The 22,356-nt window shown below is 63.4% G+C and carries 19 protein-coding genes; 14 read left to right on the top strand and 5 right to left on the bottom strand.

Annotated features, from left to right (window positions below; genetic code table 11):
- The first annotated feature begins 551 nt into the window (after window positions 1–551).
- The 3 genes from QQZ18_RS10585 (at window position 552) to QQZ18_RS10595 (ending at window position 4,861) form a co-directional block, all read left to right on the top strand.
- Window positions 552–2,840 (top strand): glycosyltransferase family 4 protein, encoded by a 2,289-nt coding sequence (locus tag QQZ18_RS10585; RefSeq protein ID WP_284540844.1) that lies wholly within the window; start codon window positions 552–554, stop codon window positions 2,838–2,840.
- The gene (locus QQZ18_RS10590) at window positions 2,837–4,111 is read left to right on the top strand and encodes a glycoside hydrolase family 130 protein (protein ID WP_284540845.1); all 1,275 of its coding nucleotides are present in this window, start codon (window positions 2,837–2,839) and stop codon (window positions 4,109–4,111) included. Before QQZ18_RS10585 ends, QQZ18_RS10590 begins: the two co-directional genes overlap by 4 nt.
- 318 nt (window positions 4,112–4,429) lie before the next feature.
- Entirely contained in the window at window positions 4,430–4,861 is a 432-nt protein-coding gene (locus QQZ18_RS10595) for a helix-turn-helix domain-containing protein (protein WP_284540846.1), read from the top strand.
- Window positions 4,862–4,876: 15 nt separating this feature from the next.
- On the opposite strand, the gene QQZ18_RS10600 is transcribed toward QQZ18_RS10595, so the two are convergent.
- Window positions 4,877–5,116, bottom strand: coding sequence for a hypothetical protein (locus QQZ18_RS10600; RefSeq protein WP_284540847.1), 240 nt, complete (start codon window positions 5,114–5,116; stop codon window positions 4,877–4,879).
- A complete protein-coding gene (locus tag QQZ18_RS10605) occupies window positions 5,113–6,162 on the bottom strand; it encodes a GNAT family N-acetyltransferase (RefSeq protein WP_284540848.1) in 1,050 nt (349 codons plus the stop codon). Before QQZ18_RS10605 ends, QQZ18_RS10600 begins: the two co-directional genes overlap by 4 nt.
- 293 nt (window positions 6,163–6,455) lie before the next feature.
- On the opposite strand from QQZ18_RS10605, the gene QQZ18_RS10610 reads away from it, so the two are divergent.
- The 5 genes from QQZ18_RS10610 to QQZ18_RS10630 all read left to right on the top strand — a co-directional run bounded on the left by QQZ18_RS10610 (window position 6,456) and on the right by QQZ18_RS10630 (window position 11,441).
- Complete coding sequence (locus QQZ18_RS10610) at window positions 6,456–7,469, top strand: LysR family transcriptional regulator (RefSeq protein WP_284540849.1); 1,014 nt, start codon at window positions 6,456–6,458, stop codon at window positions 7,467–7,469.
- A 52-nt stretch (window positions 7,470–7,521) separates the two neighbouring features.
- The gene (locus QQZ18_RS10615) at window positions 7,522–7,695 is read left to right on the top strand and encodes a hypothetical protein (RefSeq protein ID WP_284540850.1); all 174 of its coding nucleotides are present in this window, start codon (window positions 7,522–7,524) and stop codon (window positions 7,693–7,695) included.
- A gap of 279 nt (window positions 7,696–7,974) precedes the next feature.
- Window positions 7,975–9,666: a circadian clock protein KaiC gene (gene kaiC / locus QQZ18_RS10620; RefSeq protein ID WP_284540851.1), complete on the top strand. Its 1,692-nt coding sequence runs from the start codon at window positions 7,975–7,977 to the stop codon at window positions 9,664–9,666.
- 6 nt (window positions 9,667–9,672) lie between these two features.
- On the top strand, window positions 9,673–9,963 hold the full coding sequence (locus tag QQZ18_RS10625) for a circadian clock KaiB family protein (RefSeq protein WP_371875408.1): 291 nt from the start codon (window positions 9,673–9,675) through the stop codon (window positions 9,961–9,963).
- Window positions 9,960–11,441, top strand: a complete 1,482-nt coding sequence (locus tag QQZ18_RS10630) for a sensor histidine kinase (protein ID WP_284540852.1) — start codon at window positions 9,960–9,962, stop codon at window positions 11,439–11,441. Before QQZ18_RS10625 ends, QQZ18_RS10630 begins: the two co-directional genes overlap by 4 nt.
- Window positions 11,442–11,489: 48 nt before the next feature.
- On the opposite strand, the gene pgmB is transcribed toward QQZ18_RS10630, so the two are convergent.
- The gene (pgmB, locus tag QQZ18_RS10635) at window positions 11,490–14,489 is read right to left on the bottom strand and encodes a beta-phosphoglucomutase (RefSeq protein ID WP_284540853.1); all 3,000 of its coding nucleotides are present in this window, start codon (window positions 14,487–14,489) and stop codon (window positions 11,490–11,492) included.
- Between the two features lie 84 nt (window positions 14,490–14,573).
- Window positions 14,574–15,728 carry an amidase family protein gene (locus tag QQZ18_RS10640; protein WP_284540854.1) on the bottom strand — a complete coding sequence of 385 codons (1,155 nt, stop codon included), beginning with the start codon at window positions 15,726–15,728 and terminating at the stop codon, window positions 14,574–14,576.
- A gap of 285 nt (window positions 15,729–16,013) precedes the next feature.
- Here QQZ18_RS10640 and QQZ18_RS10645 point away from each other — a divergent pair, with 285 nt between their 5' ends.
- Window positions 16,014–17,033, top strand: coding sequence for a substrate-binding domain-containing protein (locus tag QQZ18_RS10645; RefSeq protein WP_284540855.1), 1,020 nt, complete (start codon window positions 16,014–16,016; stop codon window positions 17,031–17,033).
- A 166-nt stretch (window positions 17,034–17,199) separates the two neighbouring features.
- Window positions 17,200–17,487, top strand: coding sequence for a DUF2934 domain-containing protein (locus tag QQZ18_RS10650; RefSeq protein ID WP_284540856.1), 288 nt, complete (start codon window positions 17,200–17,202; stop codon window positions 17,485–17,487).
- A 65-nt stretch (window positions 17,488–17,552) separates the two neighbouring features.
- Here QQZ18_RS10650 and QQZ18_RS10655 read toward each other — a convergent pair whose 3' ends face one another.
- Window positions 17,553–17,825, bottom strand: a complete 273-nt coding sequence (locus tag QQZ18_RS10655) for a PepSY domain-containing protein (protein WP_284540857.1) — start codon at window positions 17,823–17,825, stop codon at window positions 17,553–17,555.
- 197 nt (window positions 17,826–18,022) lie between these two features.
- On the opposite strand from QQZ18_RS10655, the gene QQZ18_RS10660 reads away from it, so the two are divergent.
- The 4 genes from QQZ18_RS10660 to QQZ18_RS10675 all read left to right on the top strand — a co-directional run bounded on the left by QQZ18_RS10660 (window position 18,023) and on the right by QQZ18_RS10675 (window position 22,337).
- A complete protein-coding gene (locus tag QQZ18_RS10660; RefSeq protein WP_284540858.1) occupies window positions 18,023–19,024 on the top strand; it encodes a LacI family DNA-binding transcriptional regulator in 1,002 nt (333 codons plus the stop codon).
- A gap of 167 nt (window positions 19,025–19,191) precedes the next feature.
- Entirely contained in the window at window positions 19,192–20,511 is a 1,320-nt protein-coding gene (locus tag QQZ18_RS10665; protein WP_284540859.1) for an ABC transporter substrate-binding protein, read from the top strand.
- A gap of 150 nt (window positions 20,512–20,661) precedes the next feature.
- The gene (locus QQZ18_RS10670; RefSeq protein ID WP_284540860.1) at window positions 20,662–21,507 is read left to right on the top strand and encodes a carbohydrate ABC transporter permease; all 846 of its coding nucleotides are present in this window, start codon (window positions 20,662–20,664) and stop codon (window positions 21,505–21,507) included.
- The gene (locus QQZ18_RS10675; protein WP_284540861.1) at window positions 21,504–22,337 is read left to right on the top strand and encodes a carbohydrate ABC transporter permease; all 834 of its coding nucleotides are present in this window, start codon (window positions 21,504–21,506) and stop codon (window positions 22,335–22,337) included. The genes QQZ18_RS10670 and QQZ18_RS10675 overlap by 4 nt, the downstream gene beginning before the upstream one ends.
- The last annotated feature ends 19 nt before the right edge of the window (window positions 22,338–22,356 follow it).

A 22,356-nucleotide genomic window follows, 5' to 3' on the forward strand; every position in this document is an offset into this window, starting at 1 on the left:
CCAAGCCGAGCCGTTATCGTCCCATCACTCCCGTTCGCGTCCGGCGGCCATTTCCCTAGAAAGCCTAAGCCGTACACATTAGGGAATATTTATATCGATAACCATTATAAAAGGTACGTACATTTCATTTACGTCACTCTAGACGCCGTCGGTTTCCCAATCGTTAGTTTTTGCAAGCCGCCCGCCAGCCTGCCCAAGGCATTGAAAATGTACCCATGCCGGGAACCGAACGAGGTCGATCGACGTTTGGAGTATGAGCATGGAGTGCGGGGAGCCAACCGGACATCAATGCAATCGATGCGCGGCTCCCGGCCTCCGATCACTTGAAACGTGTGCCGCCATTACCCATCTCGAAGGGACCTATTACGCGTTTCCTGTTGATTACAAATACTTTTAGACCGTCAACAACCATCATCCGTTTGGAATACCGAGCCGATGCTGATCGAGACGCAAGAGAGCGGGGCCTTGCCTTAGCTCCGTTTCCTTCAATGCTTTCCAATAGCGATCCGCGCCTGCCGTGGATGAGACCGCCAATTTCGGGAGATCCGCCAATGACCAGCGACAACCTTACCCCACCCGTAAGCCATGTAGCCCTCATCGGGAATTTTCCGCCTCGCAAGTGTGGCATCGCCACCTTTACCGCCGACCTGCGCGAAGCGCTGGCGACAACAGACGGCGACCTCAAGATCACGACCGTAGCCGTCACCGACGATGGGCAGAAGCATGCCTATCCGCCCGCCGTTGGCTACGAGATCAGCCAGCTTGAGGCCGACGACTATGCGGCGGCGGCCGACCACATCAACGCCCTCAATCCCGACGCCGTATCGATCCAGCACGAGTTCGGCATCTTCGGCGGTCAGGCGGGCGAGTACCTGCTCAAGCTGACCGAACGCCTGCGCGCGCCCATCGTGACGACGCTGCACACCGTTCTGGCCGACCCGACCCCGGATCAGCGGCGGGTGATGGAGCAACTGGCCGAGCACTCGGCCCGGCTGGTGGTCATGACGGAAATGGGCCGCACCATCCTGACGCGCAACTGGAACTTCCCGAGCGAGAAGATCGCCGTCATCCCGCACGGCATTCCAGATGTTCCCTTCCTCGATCCGGCGTTCCAGAAGCACAGCTTCGGTCTGGACGGACGCAAGGTGGCTTTGACCTTCGGTCTCCTGTCGCCCAACAAGGGCATCGAGAACATGATCGATGCCCTGCCCGAACTGGTGCGGGCGCACCCCGACCTTACCTACGTCGTGCTCGGCGCGACGCATCCGCATCTGGTGGCCCGCGAAGGCGAAGCCTACCGCGAAAAACTGCAGGCCCAGGCCGATGCGCTCGGCATGTCCGACCACCTGATGTTCGTCAACGAGTATGTCGATGCGCCCGTGCTGAAGGACTGGCTTTCGGCGGCCGACATCTACGTCACGCCTTATCTGCACGAGGCGCAGATCACCTCCGGCACCCTGTCCTACGCCGTGGGCCTTGGCAAGGCGGTCGTCTCCACGCCCTACTGGCACGCTCGCGAGCTGCTGGCCAACGATGTTGGCGCGCTGGTCCCCTTCGGCGACCCGAAGGCCCTCGCCTCGACCATCGGCGACCTGCTCACCGACAACGGCCGTCGCGATCGTCTGCGCGCCTTTGCCTATGATGCCGGTCGCCAGATGATCTGGCCGGTCGTCGGCCGCGCCTATCTCGACCTGCTGGCGGAGGCCCGCTCCGGCGCGCGGATGCCGGCCCCGGTCAGCAACCTCAGGATCGGCCGACGGGCTCCGCTCGTCTCCACGCTCGCCGCCGTCGACCGCATGACGGACGGCTGCGGCATGCTGCAGCATAGCCGGTCGACCATCCCCGATCGGCGCCACGGCTACTGCCTCGACGACAACGCCCGCGCCATGATGCTGGCGGTGGAGCTGAAGGCGGAAGGCATTGAGACCGAACGCGCCACCCGCATTGCCGACATCTGCGCTGCTTTTGTCGACTATGCATGGGATGAAGGCCGCGCCGCCTTCCGTAACTTCATGGGCTACGAGCGGAACTGGCTGGAAGACACCGGTTCTGAGGACAGCCACGGTCGGGCCGTCTGGTCGCTGGGCCGGGTGGTGGCGAGCACCGACGATCACGGGTTGAAGCTTTGGGCCACCGGCCTCGCCGACCGCATCATTCCGGCCAGCGCGCATCTCTCCAGCCCACGGGCCGCTGCTTTCACCATGCTGGGCCTGATCAGTTGGCTCTCGGTCTATCCGGGCCATCGCCCGTCACGCCTGTTGCTCGATACCTTTGCCGCCCGGCTGCACGCCCTGCTGCGGGAACAGCGGCGGCCCGACTGGCTGTGGTTCGAGCCGGTGCTGGCCTATGACAACGCCCGTCTGCCGGAGGCGCTGATCCGTGCCGGCCAGTGGCTGGGCAAGGACGACATGGTGAGAGATGGCATCGCGGCCCTCGACTGGCTGGCCGAGCTCCAGACCGATACGGACGGCCACTTCCGGCCCGTGGGGACCGAAAGCTTCGGCAAGCTCTACAGCCGTCCCCTGCCCTTCGACCAGCAGCCGGTCGATGCCTGGGCGATGATCGAAGCGTCGGCCGCGGCATTCGATGCCACCGGCGACAGCCGCTGGCAACGCTACGCCGAAGCGGCCTTCGACTGGTTCAATGGCCGCAACGATCTGGGCCTCAGGCTCGCGACCCCGAATGGCGGCTGCTACGATGGATTGCAGGTCGATCGCGTCAACCTCAATCAAGGAGCGGAATCGATCCTCGCCTTCCAGTTCTCGGTGCGCTCGATACGGCAGCTCCAACGACTCGCCAACGGTCGCTCGGAACGCGTGGTGGCGAGGATTGGCCGATGACCCTGCGTCTGTTGCCCCAGCGCCTTTATCCCGACGCCAGCCGAGTGGTTGTCCGCAACTTCCAGCTCGCGGGAGAGCCGAGAGGACTAAACCCCACCTCGCAAGCGCGCGCGAGGCGGATTGTCGATACGGTTCAGGCCATGGACAATCGAACCGTCCAGGCCGAGCTTTCGCTGGTTATGGCCGACTTCGAGACCCGGCACCGCGAAGTTCGCCATTTCTTCGAGGAACGCTATGAAACCATCGCCGCGCACCTGGGCCTCGTCGAACCGTTGCGCGACGCCGAGCGACTGCTGATCGGCGCTTACTTCTGCCATGAGTATTCCTTCGAGGCAGCGGCCCTGATGAACCCCAGCGTCGTGCCGCATCCCGACCAGTCGGGCATGGCGCCGGGCGAGGTGCGCTTCCTGCTATCGCTCAGGGCGGTCGGGGAAGGGCACATCTCCTCCATCACCTTCCGCGAGGGGGTCCTTTCCGATCAAGGCGATCTGCAACTCACCGAGGACAGCCCCTTCGCCGTCGCGTCCAGGCCGGAGATCGGCGAGGACGGACGGGTGTGGGCCGTCCGCGAGGGCGAGGGACCGCTCGACGAAACCGTGCTGCTGCCGGTTACCTCGGCTCAACGAAACGGTCTCGAGGATCTGCGTCTCGTCCACTTCACCGACCCCGACGAGGGCTCTCTCTGGTATGGCACCTACACCGCCTTCAGCGGTCAGGCGATCGCTTCGGAGTTCTTGATTACCCGCGACTTCCGGCGCTTCGAGCTGAGGCCCCTGTCTGGGCCGGCAGCCCGAAACAAGGGCATGGCCCTGTTCCCCCGCAAGATCGGCGACAGCTACACGATGCTGGGGCGGCAAGACAACGAGAACCTGTTCCTCATCCGATCGGACAACCTTTTCGAATGGGGCGAAGGCGAGCGCATCGCCGGGCCGCTGCACCCCTGGGAGCTTCTCCAGATCGGCAACTGCGGATCGCCCATCGAAATCGACGAGGGGTGGCTCGTGCTGACGCACGGCGTTGGCCCCATGCGGAAGTATGCGATCGGCGCCATGCTGCTCGACAAGGACGACCCGGCCCGCGTGCTTGGCCGCTCGCGCGTGCCTCTGCTATCGCCGTCCGACGCCGAGCGTGAAGGTTATGTGCCCAATGTGGTCTATACCTGCGGGGCGATGGCCCATGCCGGGCGTCTCTTCATTCCCTATGGCATCGCGGACAGCGCGGTGGGGTTTGCCAGCATAGGGATCGAGGACCTGCTAGCCTCGCTTGGATGATCAAGCCATCCGTCACTGCCTTCGTGAAAAGTGGATGCGCCCTTTCGGGCGCATTTCATTGTTGTCGGCAGGCATGGTCTTCGACGTTTTTCGGACATTATGCCTGCCTCTAATGCCGATGCTGCGATTTCCGACAAGTATTCGAAGAATGCGGTAACTGCACAACCGAGTCGCGTTTACTCGCATTTGCATGTGACGCCGTTCCAAGTAAAAGGACACAGACGAACCGCTGCGCCATGGCGACGAGCCTCGAACGGCAATGGCAATCGCGTGAACAGAACCCAGCCCGGACCGCGGATGCTGGTAGGGAGTGCGTGAATGGAGCCTGATACCGCCAAGAAGAAAGTCCCCAACCCCGCCGACGTCCACGTCGGGACTCGCATCCGCATGCGGCGCATGATCCTGGGTATCTCGCAGGAAAAGCTCGGCCAGGCGCTCGGCGTGACCTTCCAGCAGGTTCAGAAGTACGAGAAGGGGGCGACCCGCGTCGGTGCCGGGCGGCTGTTGGCGATAGCCAACTATCTTGGCGTACCGATCGGGTATTTCTTCGAGACCAGCACGTATGACGCCCAAGAGGGGCGAGACACGGGTGGGGCGGTCGCCTCGGCGCCCGACGAGTTCGATCAGTTCGTGAAGAGCTCGGAAGGCATCAAGCTCAACAACGCCTTCCTCGGCATCAGCGATCCGACCGTTCGCCGACACCTGCTCGATCTCGTCATCTCCATGTCGCGTGCCAGTCACGACGGCTGAACGATACCGACACGCTCAATGGCGACGTCGACGCTCGTCGAGATCGACGACGTCCGGATCCGTTTGGAGGGCCAGAAGGCCCGAGAGTTCCGCGTTGGCGAGGCCGAGCAGCAGAGCGGCGGACACGCTGACTTCCCGTGCCTGCGGCATCAGATAGTCGATCATCGTCATCATCGCCCGGATGTTCATGGGACGATGGACGTCACCGGCATAGGTCTGCTCGTCCATTATGGGGTCGTCGATTTTAGCGCTCATTGATCACCCGATATTCTTTCCAGGATGCCGGGCCGATTCCACTGCCCTTCCGGCCGCACGAGCACGGCGGCGCCGGAGTCCGGCGACAGCGCGTCCTCGGCCGGAGGAACGACAAGATCGGCCTCGTAGTAGGTTTCGTCGGTCAGGTAGTTGATGCCCGTGCCTTCGCGCAGGACGAAACCGAAGTGCTGCCAGATGGGAGCGACATTCGCCGCGGTCTGGCCGTAGAAGCGCGTGTAGCCCTTGGTGCGGCAGAGTTCGATGCCCGCCTTCACCAGCTTCAACGCCAGCCGGCTCTTGCGGAAGCGAGGCAACACGGCCAACCGCTCCAGTTTCACGAACCCCGCAAAGTAGCGAATGCGCAGGCAGCCGGCCGGCTCGTCACCAACGAACCCGAGCAGGTGCGTCGCGGTGAGGTCGTTGCCGTCGACATCCTCGGCGAAGGGAATGGACTGTTCTGCAAGGTAGGTGGCCGCCCGGATGGCATGGACCATCAGAAGCTGGTTGACGTCGTGAACGACGGTAATGCCGACCGCATTGCGCCGGCCGGTCACGCCAGGGGCACCAGGGTGCCAGGTATCGTAGGGCGCGCGCGGCATATCGAACTCGTCCTGCCGCTCCTCGTCGGTCAGACGGCGGCAGGTCATGATACCGGGGGCATAGGTGTCGCCGTGCCGGGCGCCCATCGTGAAGCCGATGCTCTCGAACAGATGACGGGCCTTGTCGTTGGCAGCCTTGCAAAACACCGGCAAACCGCGGAACTTGTCCGATGTCAGGCGCTCCATGACGAGCGAGATGCCGCCGGCAATCGCCGGGGAGATGTAGATGCCCCAAAAGTAGATGGCGACCGGCTTCTCCCATTGACGGGCGATGAAGCGATCGGCAGGGGCACCGGTGTCCATGCGACCATCGAAGAGGGCATCGAGGCCATCCTGATTGAGAGACAGGAGACAAACGAAGCCGAGAGGCCCGTTGCCGGCCTTTTCGCGCCACTGACCGCGACCGATGGCCAGGATGGTGTCGGGATTGCGCGTGTAGATGCGCATGACGGTTTCAAGACTGGCAACCCCTTGAATTTCAGGGGTCGCTTTTCTCATGAGATCTGCAATAATTTCGCTGGAGGGGCTGAAGACAGAAATGTTCCGGCCGTATTTCGAGTAATCGATACGATCAATGTGGCGGGACGAATAGAAATCGGGTGTTTGTTCGTAATTTCGAGCGTGAGAATTCATTGTTCCCCTCGTTCTCAATGAGCACATCCCATTTCAATCTGGATTTAAGCGTAGCCAATTCGGAGGCTGTTCCGTGCATCCGATTTTGACGCGGGGTGGTGAGGTAGATGGAACACGGTGATGGACCGGCCGAACTGGATATCAACTGGGATGACGTCCGCGTATTCCTGCTGGTTGCGCGACTCTCCAGCTTCCGGGCGGCGTCGTTGGAAAGCGGCGTGTCCGTCAACGCATTGCGTCGCCGCATCGAAACACTCGAGCACAAGATCAACGCCGTATTGCTGACCCGTTCGGCGAAGGGGGTCGAACTCACCGAAGAAGGACGCAAGGTGGAGGAAACGGCGCAGGCGATGCTAGAGCAGGCGCGCGCGCTTGCCCGCCTGTCGTCACGTTCCAAGCGCGGCCTTCGGGCCACGGTTCGGGTGGGAGCCACCGAAGGGCTCGGCGCCTTCTGGCTGGTTCCCCGGTTGGTGGATCTGTTCGAGCGCGCACCGGGGATCCAGGTCGATTTCCGCAACGACATGCGCGTGCCCGACGTGTCCGGACTGGAGGTGGACATCGCGGTCCAGCTCGAACGGCCGGCGGACGAGGAGTTGAAGGTGGTCCGCCTCGGCTGGCTTCACATCGTCCTGTTCGCCTCCGGCGACTACATCTCCCGCAATGGCATCATCGAGACGTCACAGGACATTCCCCGCCACCGCTTCATCGAGATCAGCGCTCCTCAGATCCAGAGCGGGGCACTCAAGGACGAACTGCCGGAAGACGACACTCGCAGCTTCGTCGCCTTGCGGGTCAACACCGCGTCGGCACAGGTCCTGGCCGCGACGCATGGCGCCGGCGTGACGGCTCTGCCGACCTACGCCCGGCTGGTGACCCATAAGCTGCACCACGTCGCCCGCGAATACATGCTGAAGCGGGATATCTGGCTCTGCTATCATCCTGATATCGTGGAATTTCGCCATATGAGGCAGACCATCGACTGGATCAAGGCTTCGTTCGATCAGGAGAAATACCCCTGGTTCGGAGAGGATTACCTCCCTCCGGACGAGATCGATCGTCTGGCGGCAAAGCGAGGGCTTGGCACCCTCTTTTCCGGCTTCAAGGACGAGCATAAGCTGTAGGGCAGGTACCGAGGACGATGTCGCATCGTCTCGAGCATCTTCGGAGATGGCGATGGATGAGAAAGCTTTGACACTCAGCCACGAACTGCCCCGCCTTATCGAAGCGGCAAAGGCCCTCGAAGCTTCGGTACTCGTCATGCTCCTCATGTCTGCCGAGCAGGAGCTTAAAAAGCAGCGCTCCGAACAGCATCAACCCCCGGAAAACGCGCCACCCGACCCCTTCTGAGCCCTTGGGTCCGGCGGGTATGGCCGCGTTCGTGTCCTTCGGCGAGGCCGGCGGGTCGATTGCGGGTCGACCACATTCCATTTCCTGAATATAATTGCGTGCCAACCTGTTGGCGGGGCGTTCGGCAGCCCCACTTTAAGACCAGTGCCCATTTTCCGAAATCGTTTTGTGACGAGCCGCAGGCCTGTTAAAGCTGAGACCAATTCGCAAGTAGGCGAGCCTGTTCTTGCCCTAACGGATTGGACTGCGCCTCGCTTCGTTTCCCTTCGCGAGTAAAACATGTCCGATAGTCGCCTCTCGACGAAATCCCTCGCCAAGTCCCCCACCGGCATCTCCGGCTTCGACGACCTCACGCTCGGCGGTCTTCCCAAGGGACGGCCGACGCTCGTCTGCGGCACCGCCGGGTGCGGCAAGACGCTTTTCGCAGCGACCTTTCTTGTTCATGGCGCGCGTGAGCTCGACGAGCCCGGCGTTTTCGTCAGCTTCGAGGAGCGCCCGAGCGATATTATCGAGAACGTGGCATCGCTCGGCTTCGACCTTGACGTGCTGATCGAGACAGAGAAGGTGGTCATCGAGCACATCGCGGTCGATCCGTCGGAAGTGGCTGAGATCGGCGACTTCGACCTCGAAGGACTGTTCCTGCGTCTGGAACTTGCCATCGACTCCATCGGTGCCAAACGGGTGGTCCTCGACACGATCGAGAGCCTTTTTTCGGCCTTCACCAACCAGGCCGTTCTGCGTGCGGAAATCCGCCGCCTGTTCGACTGGCTGAAGGATCGCGGCCTCACGACGGTCATCACCGGCGAGCGGGGCGACGGAGCGCTGACCCGGCAGGGGTTGGAGGAATACGTCTCGGACTGCGTCCTGCTGCTGGATCACCGCGTCCAAAACCAGATTTCGACGCGACGGCTCCGGATCGTGAAGTACCGTGGCTCCAGTCATGGAACCAATGAGTACCCGTTCCTGATCGATCAGGGCGGCTTCTCGGTGCTGCCGGTCTCCTCGCTCGGCCTCAATCACCGGGTATTCGACGAGCGGGTGAGCACGGGCGTCGCCGATCTCGACGCCATGGTGGGAGGTGGCGGCTTTCATCGCGGGTCGAGCATTCTCATTTCCGGCGTGGCCGGCTCGGGAAAATCGTCCCTTGCGGCGTGCTTCGTGGACGCGGCCTGCAAAGCGGGTCAGAAGGCCCTTTATTTCTCTTTCGAGGAGTCGCAGGACCAGACGGTTCGCAACATGCGCTCGCTGGGCATCGACCTCGGAAAGCACATCGCCGATGACAAGCTGAGATATGTGGCGGCGCGCCCAACGTTCTACAGCCTTGAAATGCATCTCGCGCTGATGCTGCGGGAAGCGTTGGCATTCCGCCCGGATGTCTTCGTTCTCGATCCTTTGTCGGCCTTCACCGAAACCGGGGACCGGACGGAAGTGCACGCCATGCTGCTGCGCATCGTCGACTTTCTGAAGTCGGAAGGCATTACCGGGGTTCTGACCCATCTCACCCAGAGCGGGCAGACGGTGATCGAAACCGAGTCCGGACTTTCCTCGCTGATGGACGCCTGGATCCTGCTGCTCAACCGCGAGTCCAACGGCGAGTTCAACCGAGAGCTCTACCTGCTCAAGGCGCGTGGCCTCCGCCACTCCAACCAGGTGCGGGAGTTCGTGATGGAGGAGGATGGCATCCGTCTCGTGTTGCCCTACGTTGGCCAAGGCCAAGCCCTGACCGGGGCGGCGAGACGCATAGCAGAGGCCGAAGAGCGGCGACGGGAACAGCGGCGCGAGATCGAGGCCGAGAAGGCTCAGCATTTGATCGAGCAGCGACGGCGGCGCACGCTGGCTCAAATCGAGGTTCTACGGTCCGAACTGGAAGCCGACGAGGCCGAACTGCAGGGGCTCGTGCAATTGGAAACGGATCGCCGCACACAAATTGAGACGGATGAAGCCGAGATGCGCAGATCTCGCGGCAACTGATAGGGAATGTCGATGTCGACGGAAGAGGCCTCCACGCGCAAGCTGATCCTTTATGTTGCGGGCGAAACCCCCAAGTCCCTGGCAGCCATCTCGAACCTCGAGCGTATCTGCCGGGAACATCTGCCTGGAAAGTATCGAATTGAGGTCATCGACCTCAAGAAGAACCCGCAACTCGCCCGCGAGCACAAGATCGTGGCGATTCCCACTCTCGTCAGAGAGTTGCCCATTCCCATCCGAAAGATTATCGGCGATCTTTCCGATGAGCAGAAGGTTCTGATCAACCTCAAGGTCGAATGATGCGGAACTCTCAGGAACAGGCGCTGCAAAGCCTCATCGACGACCTCAGGCAGCGGGCGGCCGAGGCCGAGGAGACGCTGGCCGCCATTCGCGACGGCAGTGTGGACGCCGTGGTGGTCGGAGGGGAAGGCAAGGACGAGGTTCTCGTCATCGGCGACGACGCCTCGGCGTTCAGAAACTTCATGGAGGCCATGGAGCCCGGTGCGGTCGCCGTCGATTCCGCCGGACGCCTTCTCTATTCGAATGCCCGCTTCCGTCAGATCTTCGCCGAGGACTGGGATCGCTTGAAGGGCAAGCTCCTCTCCGAGATCCTTCCCGGGCCGGCGTCGCAACTCATCGGCCGACTGGTCAGCCCCGACAGTCACGATGCGGCGCCCGTTTCGGTGTCCTTCCTTGAGCGAGGCGTCGAACGCAACTACCTCGTTTCCGCCCGCCCCGTGCATCTCGGAACGGTGCGCGGCTTTGCCGTCACCTTCTCCGACCTGACCGAACGCGTCCGTGCCGAAGCGGCGGAGCGAGCGCAACGGATCGCCAATGCGATCATCGCCTCGGCGAACGAGGCGGTCATCGTCTGCGACCGCACGCTCACCATCACCCACGCCAACTTCGCCGCCGAGGCGCTGTCGACCGAGAAGCTGGTGGGCACACGGCTCGATGCGGCAATTCCGCTCAAGTTTCCCGATGCGACCGGCATCCTGGAGATCGGCGAGCTGGTCGAGTCCTCGCTCTCCGGAACGCCGCTTCGCAGCATCGAAGCCTTCGCTCCCATGTCGCCCGGCGCGCGGGACGTTCTCGTCAGCGCCGCGCCGCTCAACATATCGGACGACGGGCCCGAAGGCTGCGTGCTGACCCTGGTCGACCTCTCCCAGCGCAAGAAGGACGAGCGGCAGATGCATCTGCTGATGCGCGAGCTCGACCATCGCGTCAAGAACACCTTGGCGCTGGTGCTGTCGATCAGCAAACGCACGGCCGCCAGCGAGGAAACGCTGGAAGGGTTTCAAGGGTCGTTCAGCGGCCGCATCGAGGCCCTCGCGGCCACCCACAACCTGCTCGCCGGCGCCTCCTGGGAGAGCCTGTCGCTGCGCCAGATCTTCAGCGCCGAGGTATCGCCCTATACGGAAACCAGCAGCGACCGCATCAACATCACCGGCGCCGATCTCAGCCTCTATCCGCGTGCCGCCATCGCGCTGGGCCTGATCTTCCACGAACTCGCAACCAACGCGACCAAATACGGGGCGCTATCGGCGGAAACGGGCTCAATCGACCTGGAAATTCACCCCAAAACGGATGCGCCCTACGTCGAGGTAACGTGGACGGAGAAGGACGGACCGCCGGTGAAGTCCTTCTCCCGCAAGGGTTTCGGGCATACCGTCATCGCGCGGAGCCTCTCCTACTCGCCACATGGCGGCACTACGCTGGACTTCGAGCCGACAGGCGTCATCTGCCGCATCCGGATTCCAGTATCGGACGTGGCGTAAAGGGCGGCCGACGCCCGCACGGCGTCGGCCGCCCGATGTCGATGCCCCTCAGGCGACGTAGTCGGCGAGCACGAAGTCGTCGAGGCTGGGTATGATCGCGTCGGCTTCGGTCAGAACCGACGACTTGCCGATCCCCAGCGCCGCCATGCCTGCCCCCTTGATCGAGGCGACACCGGCTACCGCGTCCTCGACGCCGAGGCAGTCGGCCGGATCGGCCCCGAGTTGAGCCGCCGCCTTCAGGAAGATTTCCGGATCGGGCTTGCCCCGCTTCAGCAGGCGCGCATCGACCACCGTATCGAACATGTCGGCAATGCCGAGCCGGTCGAGAATGGCCGGGGCGTTCTGGCTGACCGATGCGAGTCCGATCTTGAGACCGGCGGCGCGCACGGCTTCAAGCGTATCGAGGGCGCCGGGCAGAAGGTCATCCCGGGTCATGGTACCGATAAGTTCCTTGTACCAGACGTTCTTCATGTCGGCGAGGCGGTCGAACTCGGCCGGCTCCAGCGTGACACCCCCCTTGTCGAGGATCATCTGCAAGGACATGCGGCGATCGATGCCCTTGAGACTCTCTGCAAGCTCGTCATCGAAACCGATGCCGAGCGTGTCGGCCAACCGCTTCCAGGCGAGGTGATGGAAACGCGCGGTGTCGGTGATGACGCCGTCGAGATCGAAGACGACGGCCTTGAAGGGCTTCTTATCGAAGATCTTCGGCAAGGCCACACGGCGCGTCGGCTCGGCTGCCGAGAGGTCAACCGGTTCGCCGCGATGGAACAGGCGAATGGCCTCGCCCTCGACGAGCCGGAACTCCGTGCCGGCCGCCGATACGGCGACTTCCAGCGTCCGCCCATGATCGACAAGGCGGAAGCGATAGCGGCTCCAGCTCTTCGGCAGCGACGGCGCAAAGTGAAGCTCGCCCTTGATCGCCCTCAGGCCGGCGAAGCCATGCACGACACTCATCCACGTGCCGCCCATCGCCGCCGTATGGACGCCGTGGAACGTGTTGCCATGGCTGTTGTCGATGTCCATGCGGGCGGCATCCATGAAGAACTCATAGGCCCGCTCATCCAGCCCGACTTCCGCGGCAATGATCGAGTGGATGCAGGTGGAGAGCGAGGAGTCGTGGGTGGTGATGGCTTCGTAATAGTCGAAGTCGCGCCGCTTCACGGCCTTGGAGAACAGCTCGCCGCGCAGGAACAGGGCGAGCAACACGTCGGCCTGCTTGCAGACCTGATGACGGTAGATCACCAGCGGATGGTAGTGCAGGAGCAGCGGATAGTTTTCGGCCGGCGTGCCGGCAAAGTCCCACACCTTGCGGGACAGGAAGACATCGTCCTGAGCGTGGATGCCAAGCTTGTCGTCGTAGGGCAGCCGCAACCGGTCCGAAACGTCGGACCAGTGGGCGATCTCCTCACCGGCAAGGTCGATACGCTCGGAGAGCCTGGCAAACGCCTCGGGCTTCTCCCGGTTCATCCATCCTGCAATCTCGGCCGCGAAGGCCAGATGGGTCTTGGCCATCACGTTGGTGTAGAAGTTGTTGTTGACGAGGGCCGTGTACTCGTCCGGCCCCGTCACCTCGTCGATATGGAAGGCACCGTCGACGAGATGGGCGAGATCCGCCCAGACGCGCGCCGTTTCGAACACCAGTTCGGCCGCGCCATCGGCGAGCAAGGATAGATCACCGGTGGCTTCGACATACTGCTTGATGGCGAAGGCGATGTCGGCGTTGATGTGATATTGCGCCGTTCCGGCCGGAAAATAGGCCGAGCATTCCTCGCCGGTTATGGTCCGCCAGGGGTAGAGCGCGCCACGGATGTGGCCGAGATCGCGAGCGCGGGCACGCGCCTTGTCGAGATAGCCGATGCGGTGCTGAAGCACGGCGCGCGCCAGCTCAGGCATGGTGCGCAGGAAGACCGGCAGGACATAGATCTCGGTGTCCCAGAAGGAGTGGCCTTCATAGCCCTCCCCCGTCAGCCCCTTGGCGGCGATGTTGGTGCGACCATCGCGGCCGATCGACTGGAAGAGGTGATAGAGGTTGAAGTGGAGGCCCTGCGACAGGGCGTCGTCCCCTTCGATCTCGATGTCGGCCTTCTCCCAGAAGGCAGCAAGGCGGGTGCGCTGTTCGTCGGCGAGACCCGTAAAGCCAACGGCAAGCGCTCCATTCAGTGCCTCGTCGGCGCGGGCGGCCAGTTCGTCGGCCGGGGCGTCGCGACTGGTGACGATGGCGGTCATCTTTTCCAGTGTGACGGTTTCGCCGGCCTTGGCCGAGACGCCGAACCGCTGGGAAAGGACGCCGTTCGTCTCCGACGCCTCGCTCGAACCGGCGTCACCACCGACCAGACCGACCCGCGTTTCGATCCTGAGCGTCAGCCCGCTATTGTGGGTTCGCGAGACCAGGACCGACCGACCAGGGCCGGCGTTGGCTTCCACGACGCTAAGCGCCCTGGCCGAGGCACCGGACCCAAGGCGGGGATCGAAGCTTTCCTCGCCCCCCTGCACCCTGCTGTTGAGCGTGGCGACGAACTCGATGCTGGCGTCGGCATCGAGCGGCGTCACGGTTACCTGTTGGGAGAGAATGGCACTGCGGGACAAGCTGACGAGCCGCTTGGAAACGATGCGCACCCGCCGGCCGGCCGGCGACTTCCAGTCTACGCTGCGGACCAGAACGCCCTCGCGAAAATCGAGGCTGCGTTCGTAGGCGAGGATCGCACCGGTCGCGAGGTTGAAGCGCTCGCCGTTCACGGCGATCTCGACACCCTTGGCGTTGGGCAGGTTGAGCATGAACTCGTTGATGCGCGCGAAGCCATAGGCATTCTCGGGATAGCGGATTGCCTCGGTGTCGTAGAAGCCGTTGACGTAGGTCCCTTCCATGCTGGCATCGGCCTCGCCCAACCAGGCCTCGTCGTGACTGCCACGGGTACCGATGTGGCCATTGCCGAGCGCGAACAGCGTCTCGCGCAGCAGACTGGCGTCGGCATCCCAGCGGGTCTCGACCAGACGCCAGGGATCGGTGGGCAGCGACGAGAGCGTCGGGGCGGGATTCGCAGTCACTTCAGTCTCCTTGGAATGGTCGAACACCGGCGTACGCGGCCCCGTCGGGACCAAGCAGCCGGCACACGTCAAGCTTCGGTCCTGCTACCGATGAGCCAACGGCGATGACGCCTGGATGTCAATCGGACGAGTGGACCTCGATGGGTTGGGAACGATGAGGGTAGCTGCCGCGGCGGCGAGACGGTCGTCATCTCCGCCGGCACCGACCAGCGCGCCGCCGTCCGGCAGCACGACGGCGGTGAGGCCGCATGCGCTGGTGAAGGTGGCCGAGCCGAATGCGGGCGGGACGAACAGCAGATCGATATCCGAGAAGGCCGCGTCGATCTGCCGACGCAGCGCCGAAAGGCAACGCTGAGCCTGAACGAGTTGGCGAGCGGGACAGTCCAGCGCCAGGGAAAGGCGACGCCGACAGCGGGGAGGAAACAGGTCCGGCCGCTCGACGAAGGCCGTCGCCACGTCATCAAGCCGCTGGGCCAGCCATATATCGTCTTCCATCAGGGCAGCGGCTTCGGCAAAGAGCGCCGCATCCACAGCGACAGTCTTCAGGCCGAGCCGCTCGCCGATGTCCCGCACCATTGAGGACTTGTCGCCGCCGAGCAGGCCAAGCCGGGCGAACCGCTTGGGCGCCCTGAGCCCCGTCGGTCCGGACCATCCGATAATCGTGCGCACCGCCGCGCCGCCGGCTACGTCAACCGCGTGGATGGCGACATCGTCGAGTTCCGGGGCAATGCCAAAGAGGCCATCCAGGGAAATCAGCCCCGGGGTCGGCCGAACCTCGACCACCCCGTGGCCGGCGATGTCGGCCCGGTCGCTGGCGATAGCGAAGGCGGCAAGGCCGGCAGCGACCGCTTCCGACGAACCGAAGGCCGGCGCATCAAGGTCGAGAGGATCGGCTGGCACTTTGCCGACCAAGAGAGCGCCGGCAGCGCGCAGCCGCTCCACGAGGACGGCGTCGAAATCGGGCAGGAAGTCGAGCGCCGACAGACCAGCCGAAGTTGGAAGCCCTGCCACGTCGATATTGGCGCCGACAACGTAAGGCACGCCCCAAAGCGGCAGAGCGGACGGATCAGGACAACGGGCGAGGAGATTTCGAGCGGCAGCACCGAGAGGGGCGGGAACATGGGCATCGCCCAGCGCGGCAAAGCGGGTGGCGATATCGTCGGCCAGATCGAGAACGCTTTCCGGTCGCCGTGCGAAACGCGCGCCAAGGTCGCCCAGCGTCAACAAGGGAGCGCTCATCGGCACCCCTCCCCTATACTGCCCGATCACCGATCGGATCTCTTCAAAAGCGCTTTTGTTCCCGTAACATCGCCCTCGTCCGCCTGTCAATGCTTTTATCCACGCCACAGTCCATCATTTATCCAACGTATTTATAATACTTTTGTCGGATCGGATTAGTTCTACCCCTTTGATTTGAATAGATTTGTTTCCATATGAAAGCGCTTTTGTAATCTTGACGCGCTGTACAATTCCGAGCTCGGGCGCTATACAGGCGCCCTATTATGCACACCCACCGGCGCTTTCATGAACCTCAAGGAACTGGCAGGTCACCTCGGGCTTTCCCAGAGCACGGTCAGTCGCGCCCTCAACGGTTATCAGGACGTCAGCCCTGAGACGCGGGAGCGGGTTCTCGCGGCCGCGCGACGCTTCGATTACTCGCCGAACGCCAGCGCCCATCGGCTGGCGACCGGGCATTCGGGAGCGATCGGCGTCGTCTTCCCTTCCGACAAGGACCCGCTGCTCGATCCCTTGTTTACCGACTTCCTGTCCGGCCTCACCAACAGCGCGGCCCGGCGGCAGATGGACATTCTGGTCAGCGCGAGCCTGGACACTGCGGAGGCGAGCTATCGCCGCCTCGCCCAGAGAGGCTCGGTGGATGCCGTCGTGCTCTCGAGCCCGCTCATCGAGGATCAGCGTGTTCCACTGCTCGACAAGCTCGGCATCCCCTGCGTGGTGCATGGCCGCACCAAGTCGGCGCTGCCATACGCCTTTCTCGACATCGACAACGAGGGCGCCTTCCGCCAAGCTGCCGAATTGCTCGTGGGCCTCGGTCACCGGCACATCGGCCTCGTCAATGGCGACGTGCGCCAGGCCTTCGCCGTCGACCGCGAAGCCGGCTGGCGTTCCGCCCTCCTTCGGTCCGGGCTGGAGGCATCGGATGCCCTCAACCGGTCCGACATCATGACCGACGAGGCCGGATATAGGCTGACGGCCGACATGCTGGCGAGCGCAACCCCGCCGACCGCCATCATCTGTTCCAGCATCTTCTCGGCCATCGGCGCTTGCCGCGCCATTCGCGACCGCGGGCTGGCGATAGGCTCCGACATATCGGTGATCGCCCATGACGACGGCATCAGCTCGATACGGCCGGAGGCGCATCACCCGCCGCTGACCACCACCTTCTCGTCCATCCATCGCGCCGGCGAACGCATTGCCGAAATCGCGGCCGACCTCATTGATGGCAAAAGCCCAAGCGAATGCCAGGAAGTATGGCCGGTGGACCTGATCTTCCGCGACAGCACCCGGCCACCCAGATCTGCCTGACTTGCTTTATGCGGCTTTTCCGCTCGCGTCACAACGGCAAGCTGAAGATCGTGCCTGCCGGACCAAGCAGACTTCGGCACTCCACCATCGCCGCCCCTTTGCCGCAGCCAGCGGGAACTTCTGCGCCCCTCCGACGTTTCACTCGCGAACGCAAAAGGAGCCGAAAATGGGTGCCAACCGCGACGATGAAATCCGTGCCCGAGCCTATCGGCTCTGGGAGGAGGAAGGGCGACCGGAAGGCCGCGCCGAGCAGCATTGGTTTACCGCCCGCGAAAGTCTTGCCGTCGAGGAAAACCACGAGTCGACTCTACTCCCCATCGACACAGGCACCAATGGCGAGCCGATCGAAGCGGTCGAGAATGCCGGCGAGTTTCCGACGCTCACCGATCAGGGCGAGCAGCGGATTCCGCGTCGCCCCAAACCCGATGATGCGTCTCAGCCAGCCAATAGCTGACGATCTCATCTAGACCGACGCGCTGGCCGGCACGGCCTCTTCCTAGGCGGTTCGGCCAGCCCATCTCACTGCTCGGTGACGTTGCCCTGATAGTCGAGCCGAACCAGGGCGGGAAGATCATCCAGCCTCGCGCTGCCGCGCCAGACACCATCCGTTCCCAGCACGAGATCGGCAACGTTGGTGTAGCCCTCCCCCTCGATCCAGGCCTTGGCCTGCGCCTCTGTGAAGCTGTTCGCGCCGGGAACCGGCGCCGTCACGGGCGGCGGCTCCTGGGCCAAGGTCAGGCCGACCGACGCGAAGGCGGCAGCCAGCACGATTGCGGCAATCATCCCTTTCATCGCCAGGTCCTTTCGCATTTCACGGATGGCCTCCAACACCCCGGGCGAAGGATTGTTCCCTTGTGTGGACATCTTGTGATTGACCGGCCGATTGCGGTGTCCACCGAATTCTCCGGAAGCACCGCTTGACGGTTTTCGTCCGCTATATTATTCGTATCACTAATACGTATAATAAAACTACGGGCGGAAACGAATCCATGAAGCGTCCCACGCAGAAAGACGTCGCCAAGCTGGCAGGCGTCTCGCAAGCGGCTGTGTCCATGGTGCTGAGCGGAACCGGCGCGCCGACGGTGTCACCCGACACATGGACGCGCATCACCGACGCAGCCAAGGCACTCGGATATGCGCCGAACCGTTTTGCGCAGGCGCTCAAGACGCGCCGGACAATGACCATCGCCTGCATCGTCCCCGACATCACCAACCCCTTCTATCCTGTGCTGATCCGTGGCGTTCAGGCCGTCGCGCAGGAAGGCGCCTACGACGTCATAACCGTCAACACCGACGGCGACCCGGCCCGGGAACGTCATTTCCTCGACTGGGCGCATCAAGGCCGAGTCGACGGCGTCATCGGCGTTTTCTTCACCCTCACGGCCACGGATTTCCGCTCGCTGGTCGAAGCGGGCGTCCCGGTGGTGCGCATAGAATCGGCTCGCAAGAAGGGGGGCGATATCGCCATCGACGATATTTATGTCGACAGCCACGAGGCCGCCCATGCCGTCGTCGATTACCTCCTCGGCCGTGGCCATCGCCGGATCGCCATGCTGGCCGGCACGGGGGGGCCGCAACGCGTGCGGGTCGAAGGCTACCGTGAAGCCATGGCGACGGCTGGCGCAGTCCCCTCGGTGACCATCACCGAAGCCTTCAGCGAGGAAGCCGGCTTCGCAGCCGCGCAATCCATTCTTGAAAGCGGCTACGAGCCCACTGCCATCTTCGCCGCCAACGACCTGATGGCGATCGGCGTCATGCGGGCGTTGCGCGATCGGGGGCTGCGCATTCCCGAGGACGTGGCGGTGGTCGGGTTCGACGACATTTCACCGGCGAGTCTGGTGTCGCCGCCTCTGACGACGGTCAGCCAGTTCCAGGCACGGATGGGCGAGTTGGCGGCCGAGGCCCTGCTTCAGCGGCTGCGGGGTCAGAGGCCACCCCATGGGACCACGGAAGAGGTCCGCTTTCAGCTTGTCGAACGCGCATCGGCCTGAAACCCAGGCTTTGCGGCGCGTTCGAACGAAGAATTTGCCCGTCGGTGTTTGCCGGTGGGAAGCGGCCGGCCCTGAAAGCCGGCCGGAAGAGGAGCCGGATCGCGCGATCGACGAAGTCGAGACAGCAAGCGCGTCGAGCCGGGAAGAACAACAAGGTGGAGGACACAATGGACAGACGGACATTTCTCGCGGGAAGCCTGGGCGCGTCTCTCGTTCCTTTCATGAATCGCATGGCCTTCGCCGCCGGCAAGCCGGTGACGTGGTGGTATGAAAGCGCCGCTCCGGCGCAGCAGGAGGCCATCGCCAAGGTGCTGGTGGCCGGCTTCAACGTTGCCCATCCGGACTACAGCCTGGCGATCGACTATCGCGGCTCCGAACTCGACAAGCAGATGCGCGTCGCCCTTCTGTCCGGCAACGGGCCGGATGTCGTCTATACCGCCGGCCCGAGCTACGTGGCGCCGATGGCCCGCGCCGGCCAGCTGCTGGCCCTCGATGACTACGCCGAGAAACTGGGCTGGAACAAGCGGATCCTGCCGGTGTTCCTCGAAATGGGCAAGTACGACGGCAAGCTCTACGCCGTGCCCAAGACCTATGAGACGCTCGGCCTGTTCTACAACAAGGCCGTGCTTGAGAAGAACGGCTGGAAGGCTCCGACCACGATCGCCGAAATGGAGGCCTTGGCCGACGAGGCGCTCAAGGCCAAGCTCGTTCCCTTCGCCTCCGGCAACGCCGGCTGGCGCGGCAACAACGAGCATTACGTCACCATCGTCCTCAACTCGATCGCCGGGCCGGAAAACGTCTACAAGGCGCTGAAGGGCGAGATCCCCTGGACCGCCGAGCCCTTCGTGGCGGCGATCAACAAGCTGAACGACTGGTGGCAGAAGGGCTACTTCGGCCCGGACTATTTCTCGCTCGAAACCGAGCAGTTCTTCGCTCAGATGGCCGCCGGAAAGTCGCCCATGCTGCCGAGCGGCACCTGGCACTTCCAGTACATCCAGTCCTATTTCAAGGACAAGACCGACCAGTGCGGCTTCGTCGGCTTCCCGAGCGCCGAAGGCATCGGTGCCCCGGTCTATGCGCTGGGCGTCGGCTCGACCCTGTCCATCGCCGCTGCCGCGCAGAACCCCGATGGCGCCGCCGCCGCCATCGATTTCGTCTTCTCGCCGGAATTCTACGGCGCCATGAACTCGGTCTGGCAAGGCGAGTGGAACACGCCGCTCGAAGACCTCAGCATGGTCAAGATCAGCGACGAAGTGCCGGCCCTCTATGCCGACACCATGAAGACGCTGGCCGACGCGGTCGGCGACAACAAGTACGGCTACACGTCCTGGACCTTCCTGCCGCCGGCTACGGATACGCAGCTCATCAACGGCATCGAAGAGGTCTGGCTGGGCCGCGCGACCGTCGCCGATTACCTCGCCCAGCTCGATGCCACGTTCCAGCAGGAAAAGGCGGAAGGCAAGGTGCCGGCCGTACCGGCCCGCTAACGCCCGGAGTGGCGTGCGTTCTCGCAAACGTGCGCCCTTCCACTCCCTCGTGATCGCATCGTCCGGAATCCGGCTCCTGCCGTTCCGGGTGATACCCCAGCTCGACGGATGGAAGCGGCATCGGCCGCTTCCGCTCGCCGGAGACACCCCATGCATCGCCTTTATCTGATCCCGACGTTGCTCATCAACGTCGTCATCATCTTCATTCCCGCCGCGCTGACCATCGCGCTCGCCTTCTGCCGTTGGGACGGCATCGGCATGCCGGTGTTCGTCGGGCTAGCCAACTTCCGGCTGCTCCTCGCCGATCGCGTGTTCTGGATGGCGCTGGGCAACAACATCATCTGGACGGCCATTTTCCTCACGGTGCCCATCGCCATGGGGTTGCTTGCCGCGACCATGATGCTGATCGCCCGCCGTGGCAGCGCCTTTTTCCAGGTCATCTACTTCCTGCCGATGGTGATCGCCACCGCCATCACGGCTCGTGTCTGGCAGGGCATGATCTATTCGCCGCTCACCGGCATCGCCGGCCTCGTCACGCGCGCCGGCTTTCCCGTCCCCAACCCGCTGACGCAGCCGTCGACAGCCCTGTACGGCATCGCCGCCGTCGACCTCTGGCATTGGTGGGGCTTCCTCTGCGTCATTTTCTTCGCGGCCCTCCGACAGGTGCCGCAGGAGCAGATCGAAGCGGCCCGCATCGAGGGAGCGAGCTTCTGGCAGATGCTGCGCTATGTGCTGCTGCCCGGCATCCGGCCGACCATCACGCTGATGATGATCATGACCATCATCTGGTCGTTCCTGGTGTTCGACTTCGTCTACATCCTGACCCAGGGCGGCCCGGCCTTCTCGAGCGAAGTCCTGTCGACGCTCGCCTACCGCAGCGCCTTCTACGACCTCGCCGTCGGCAAGGCCGCCGCCGTGGCCGTGGTGATCAGCCTGTTCGGCCTTGCGACCACCGCCGTCTACATCCGCCTGCAGGCGAAGGAGTTCGACCAATGAGGCTGATCGAAAGCCGGACGACCTTCGTCCTCACCTACACGGCTCTGGCGATCCTGCTGCTGATCACGCTGTTTCCGATCGCCCTCCTGGTGCTCAACTCGCTGAAGCCGGCGACGCAGATCGTCCAGAGCCCGCTCGCCTGGCCGGAAGTCTATCGCTGGGACAACTTCGTTCGGGCCTGGAACGACGCCCGCTTCGGCACCACCATGCTCAACTCGGCGATGCTGGCGACGATGACCATCATTCTGGTCTGTTCCACCGGTTCGCTCACCGCCTACGTGCTGGCGCGCCGCAAGATCAAGAGCTGGAAGATCGTCACCTTCTATCTGCTCGCCACCACCACCGCCCCGATCCAGCTGTTTCTGTTCCCGCTCTACTTCGGCTTCGCCAAGCTCGGGCTCATCAACAACGTCTTCGCGGTGTCGCTGATTTACACGGCCATCTACTCGCCCTTCGCGGTGATGCTGCTCCGGACCTACTTCCTCGCCGTTCCCAAGGAGCTCGAGGAAGCGGCGCTGATCGACGGCGCCACCCACTGGCAGGTGTTTTCGAAGGTGATGCTGCCGATCGTCTCGCCCGGCATCCTCACCGTGGCGCTGATCATCGGTCTCTACTCCTGGAACGAGTTCCTGATCGCCACGACCTTCCTGCAACGGACCGACCGGCTGACCGCCGTCGTCTCCTTCTTCCTGCTGTCCGGCCAGTACACCTCCGACTGGGGTGAGATCATGGCGGCGGCTCTCATCATCGTGCTGCCGGTGATCGTCCTGTTCATCGCCCTGCAGCGCCGCTTCATCGAAGGCATGGCCGGCGGATCGGTCAAAGGCTGACCCGCGCCCACCCGCAACA

Origin of the sequence: Pleomorphomonas sp. T1.2MG-36 (assembly GCF_950100655.1) — a bacterium.
Taxonomy (GTDB): Bacteria; Pseudomonadota; Alphaproteobacteria; order Rhizobiales; family Pleomorphomonadaceae; genus Pleomorphomonas.

Bases quoted from the DNA above. Each gene is read 5' to 3' on its own strand.
- QQZ18_RS10660 (WP_284540858.1), top strand. From the start codon at position 18,023: ATGAAGCGTCCCACGCAGAAAGACGTCGCCAAGCTGGCAGGCGTCTCG.
- QQZ18_RS10600 (WP_284540847.1), bottom strand. From the start codon at position 5,116: ATGAGCGCTAAAATCGACGACCCCATAATGGACGAGCAGACCTATGCC.
- QQZ18_RS10630 (WP_284540852.1), top strand. From the start codon at position 9,960: ATGATGCGGAACTCTCAGGAACAGGCGCTGCAAAGCCTCATCGACGAC.
- QQZ18_RS10665 (WP_284540859.1), top strand. From the start codon at position 19,192: ATGGACAGACGGACATTTCTCGCGGGAAGCCTGGGCGCGTCTCTCGTT.
- QQZ18_RS10590 (WP_284540845.1), top strand. From the start codon at position 2,837: ATGACCCTGCGTCTGTTGCCCCAGCGCCTTTATCCCGACGCCAGCCGA.
- QQZ18_RS10605 (WP_284540848.1), bottom strand. From the start codon at position 6,162: ATGCGCATCTACACGCGCAATCCCGACACCATCCTGGCCATCGGTCGC.
- QQZ18_RS10640 (WP_284540854.1), bottom strand. From the start codon at position 15,728: ATGAGCGCTCCCTTGTTGACGCTGGGCGACCTTGGCGCGCGTTTCGCA.
- kaiC (WP_284540851.1), top strand. From the start codon at position 7,975: ATGTCCGATAGTCGCCTCTCGACGAAATCCCTCGCCAAGTCCCCCACC.
- QQZ18_RS10655 (WP_284540857.1), bottom strand. From the start codon at position 17,825: ATGAAAGGGATGATTGCCGCAATCGTGCTGGCTGCCGCCTTCGCGTCG.
- QQZ18_RS10675 (WP_284540861.1), top strand. From the start codon at position 21,504: ATGAGGCTGATCGAAAGCCGGACGACCTTCGTCCTCACCTACACGGCT.
- QQZ18_RS10610 (WP_284540849.1), top strand. From the start codon at position 6,456: ATGGAACACGGTGATGGACCGGCCGAACTGGATATCAACTGGGATGAC.
- QQZ18_RS10595 (WP_284540846.1), top strand. From the start codon at position 4,430: ATGGAGCCTGATACCGCCAAGAAGAAAGTCCCCAACCCCGCCGACGTC.
- QQZ18_RS10670 (WP_284540860.1), top strand. From the start codon at position 20,662: ATGCATCGCCTTTATCTGATCCCGACGTTGCTCATCAACGTCGTCATC.
- QQZ18_RS10615 (WP_284540850.1), top strand. From the start codon at position 7,522: ATGGATGAGAAAGCTTTGACACTCAGCCACGAACTGCCCCGCCTTATC.
- QQZ18_RS10645 (WP_284540855.1), top strand. From the start codon at position 16,014: ATGAACCTCAAGGAACTGGCAGGTCACCTCGGGCTTTCCCAGAGCACG.
- QQZ18_RS10585 (WP_284540844.1), top strand. From the start codon at position 552: ATGACCAGCGACAACCTTACCCCACCCGTAAGCCATGTAGCCCTCATC.
- QQZ18_RS10650 (WP_284540856.1), top strand. From the start codon at position 17,200: ATGGGTGCCAACCGCGACGATGAAATCCGTGCCCGAGCCTATCGGCTC.
- QQZ18_RS10625 (WP_371875408.1), top strand. From the start codon at position 9,673: ATGTCGATGTCGACGGAAGAGGCCTCCACGCGCAAGCTGATCCTTTAT.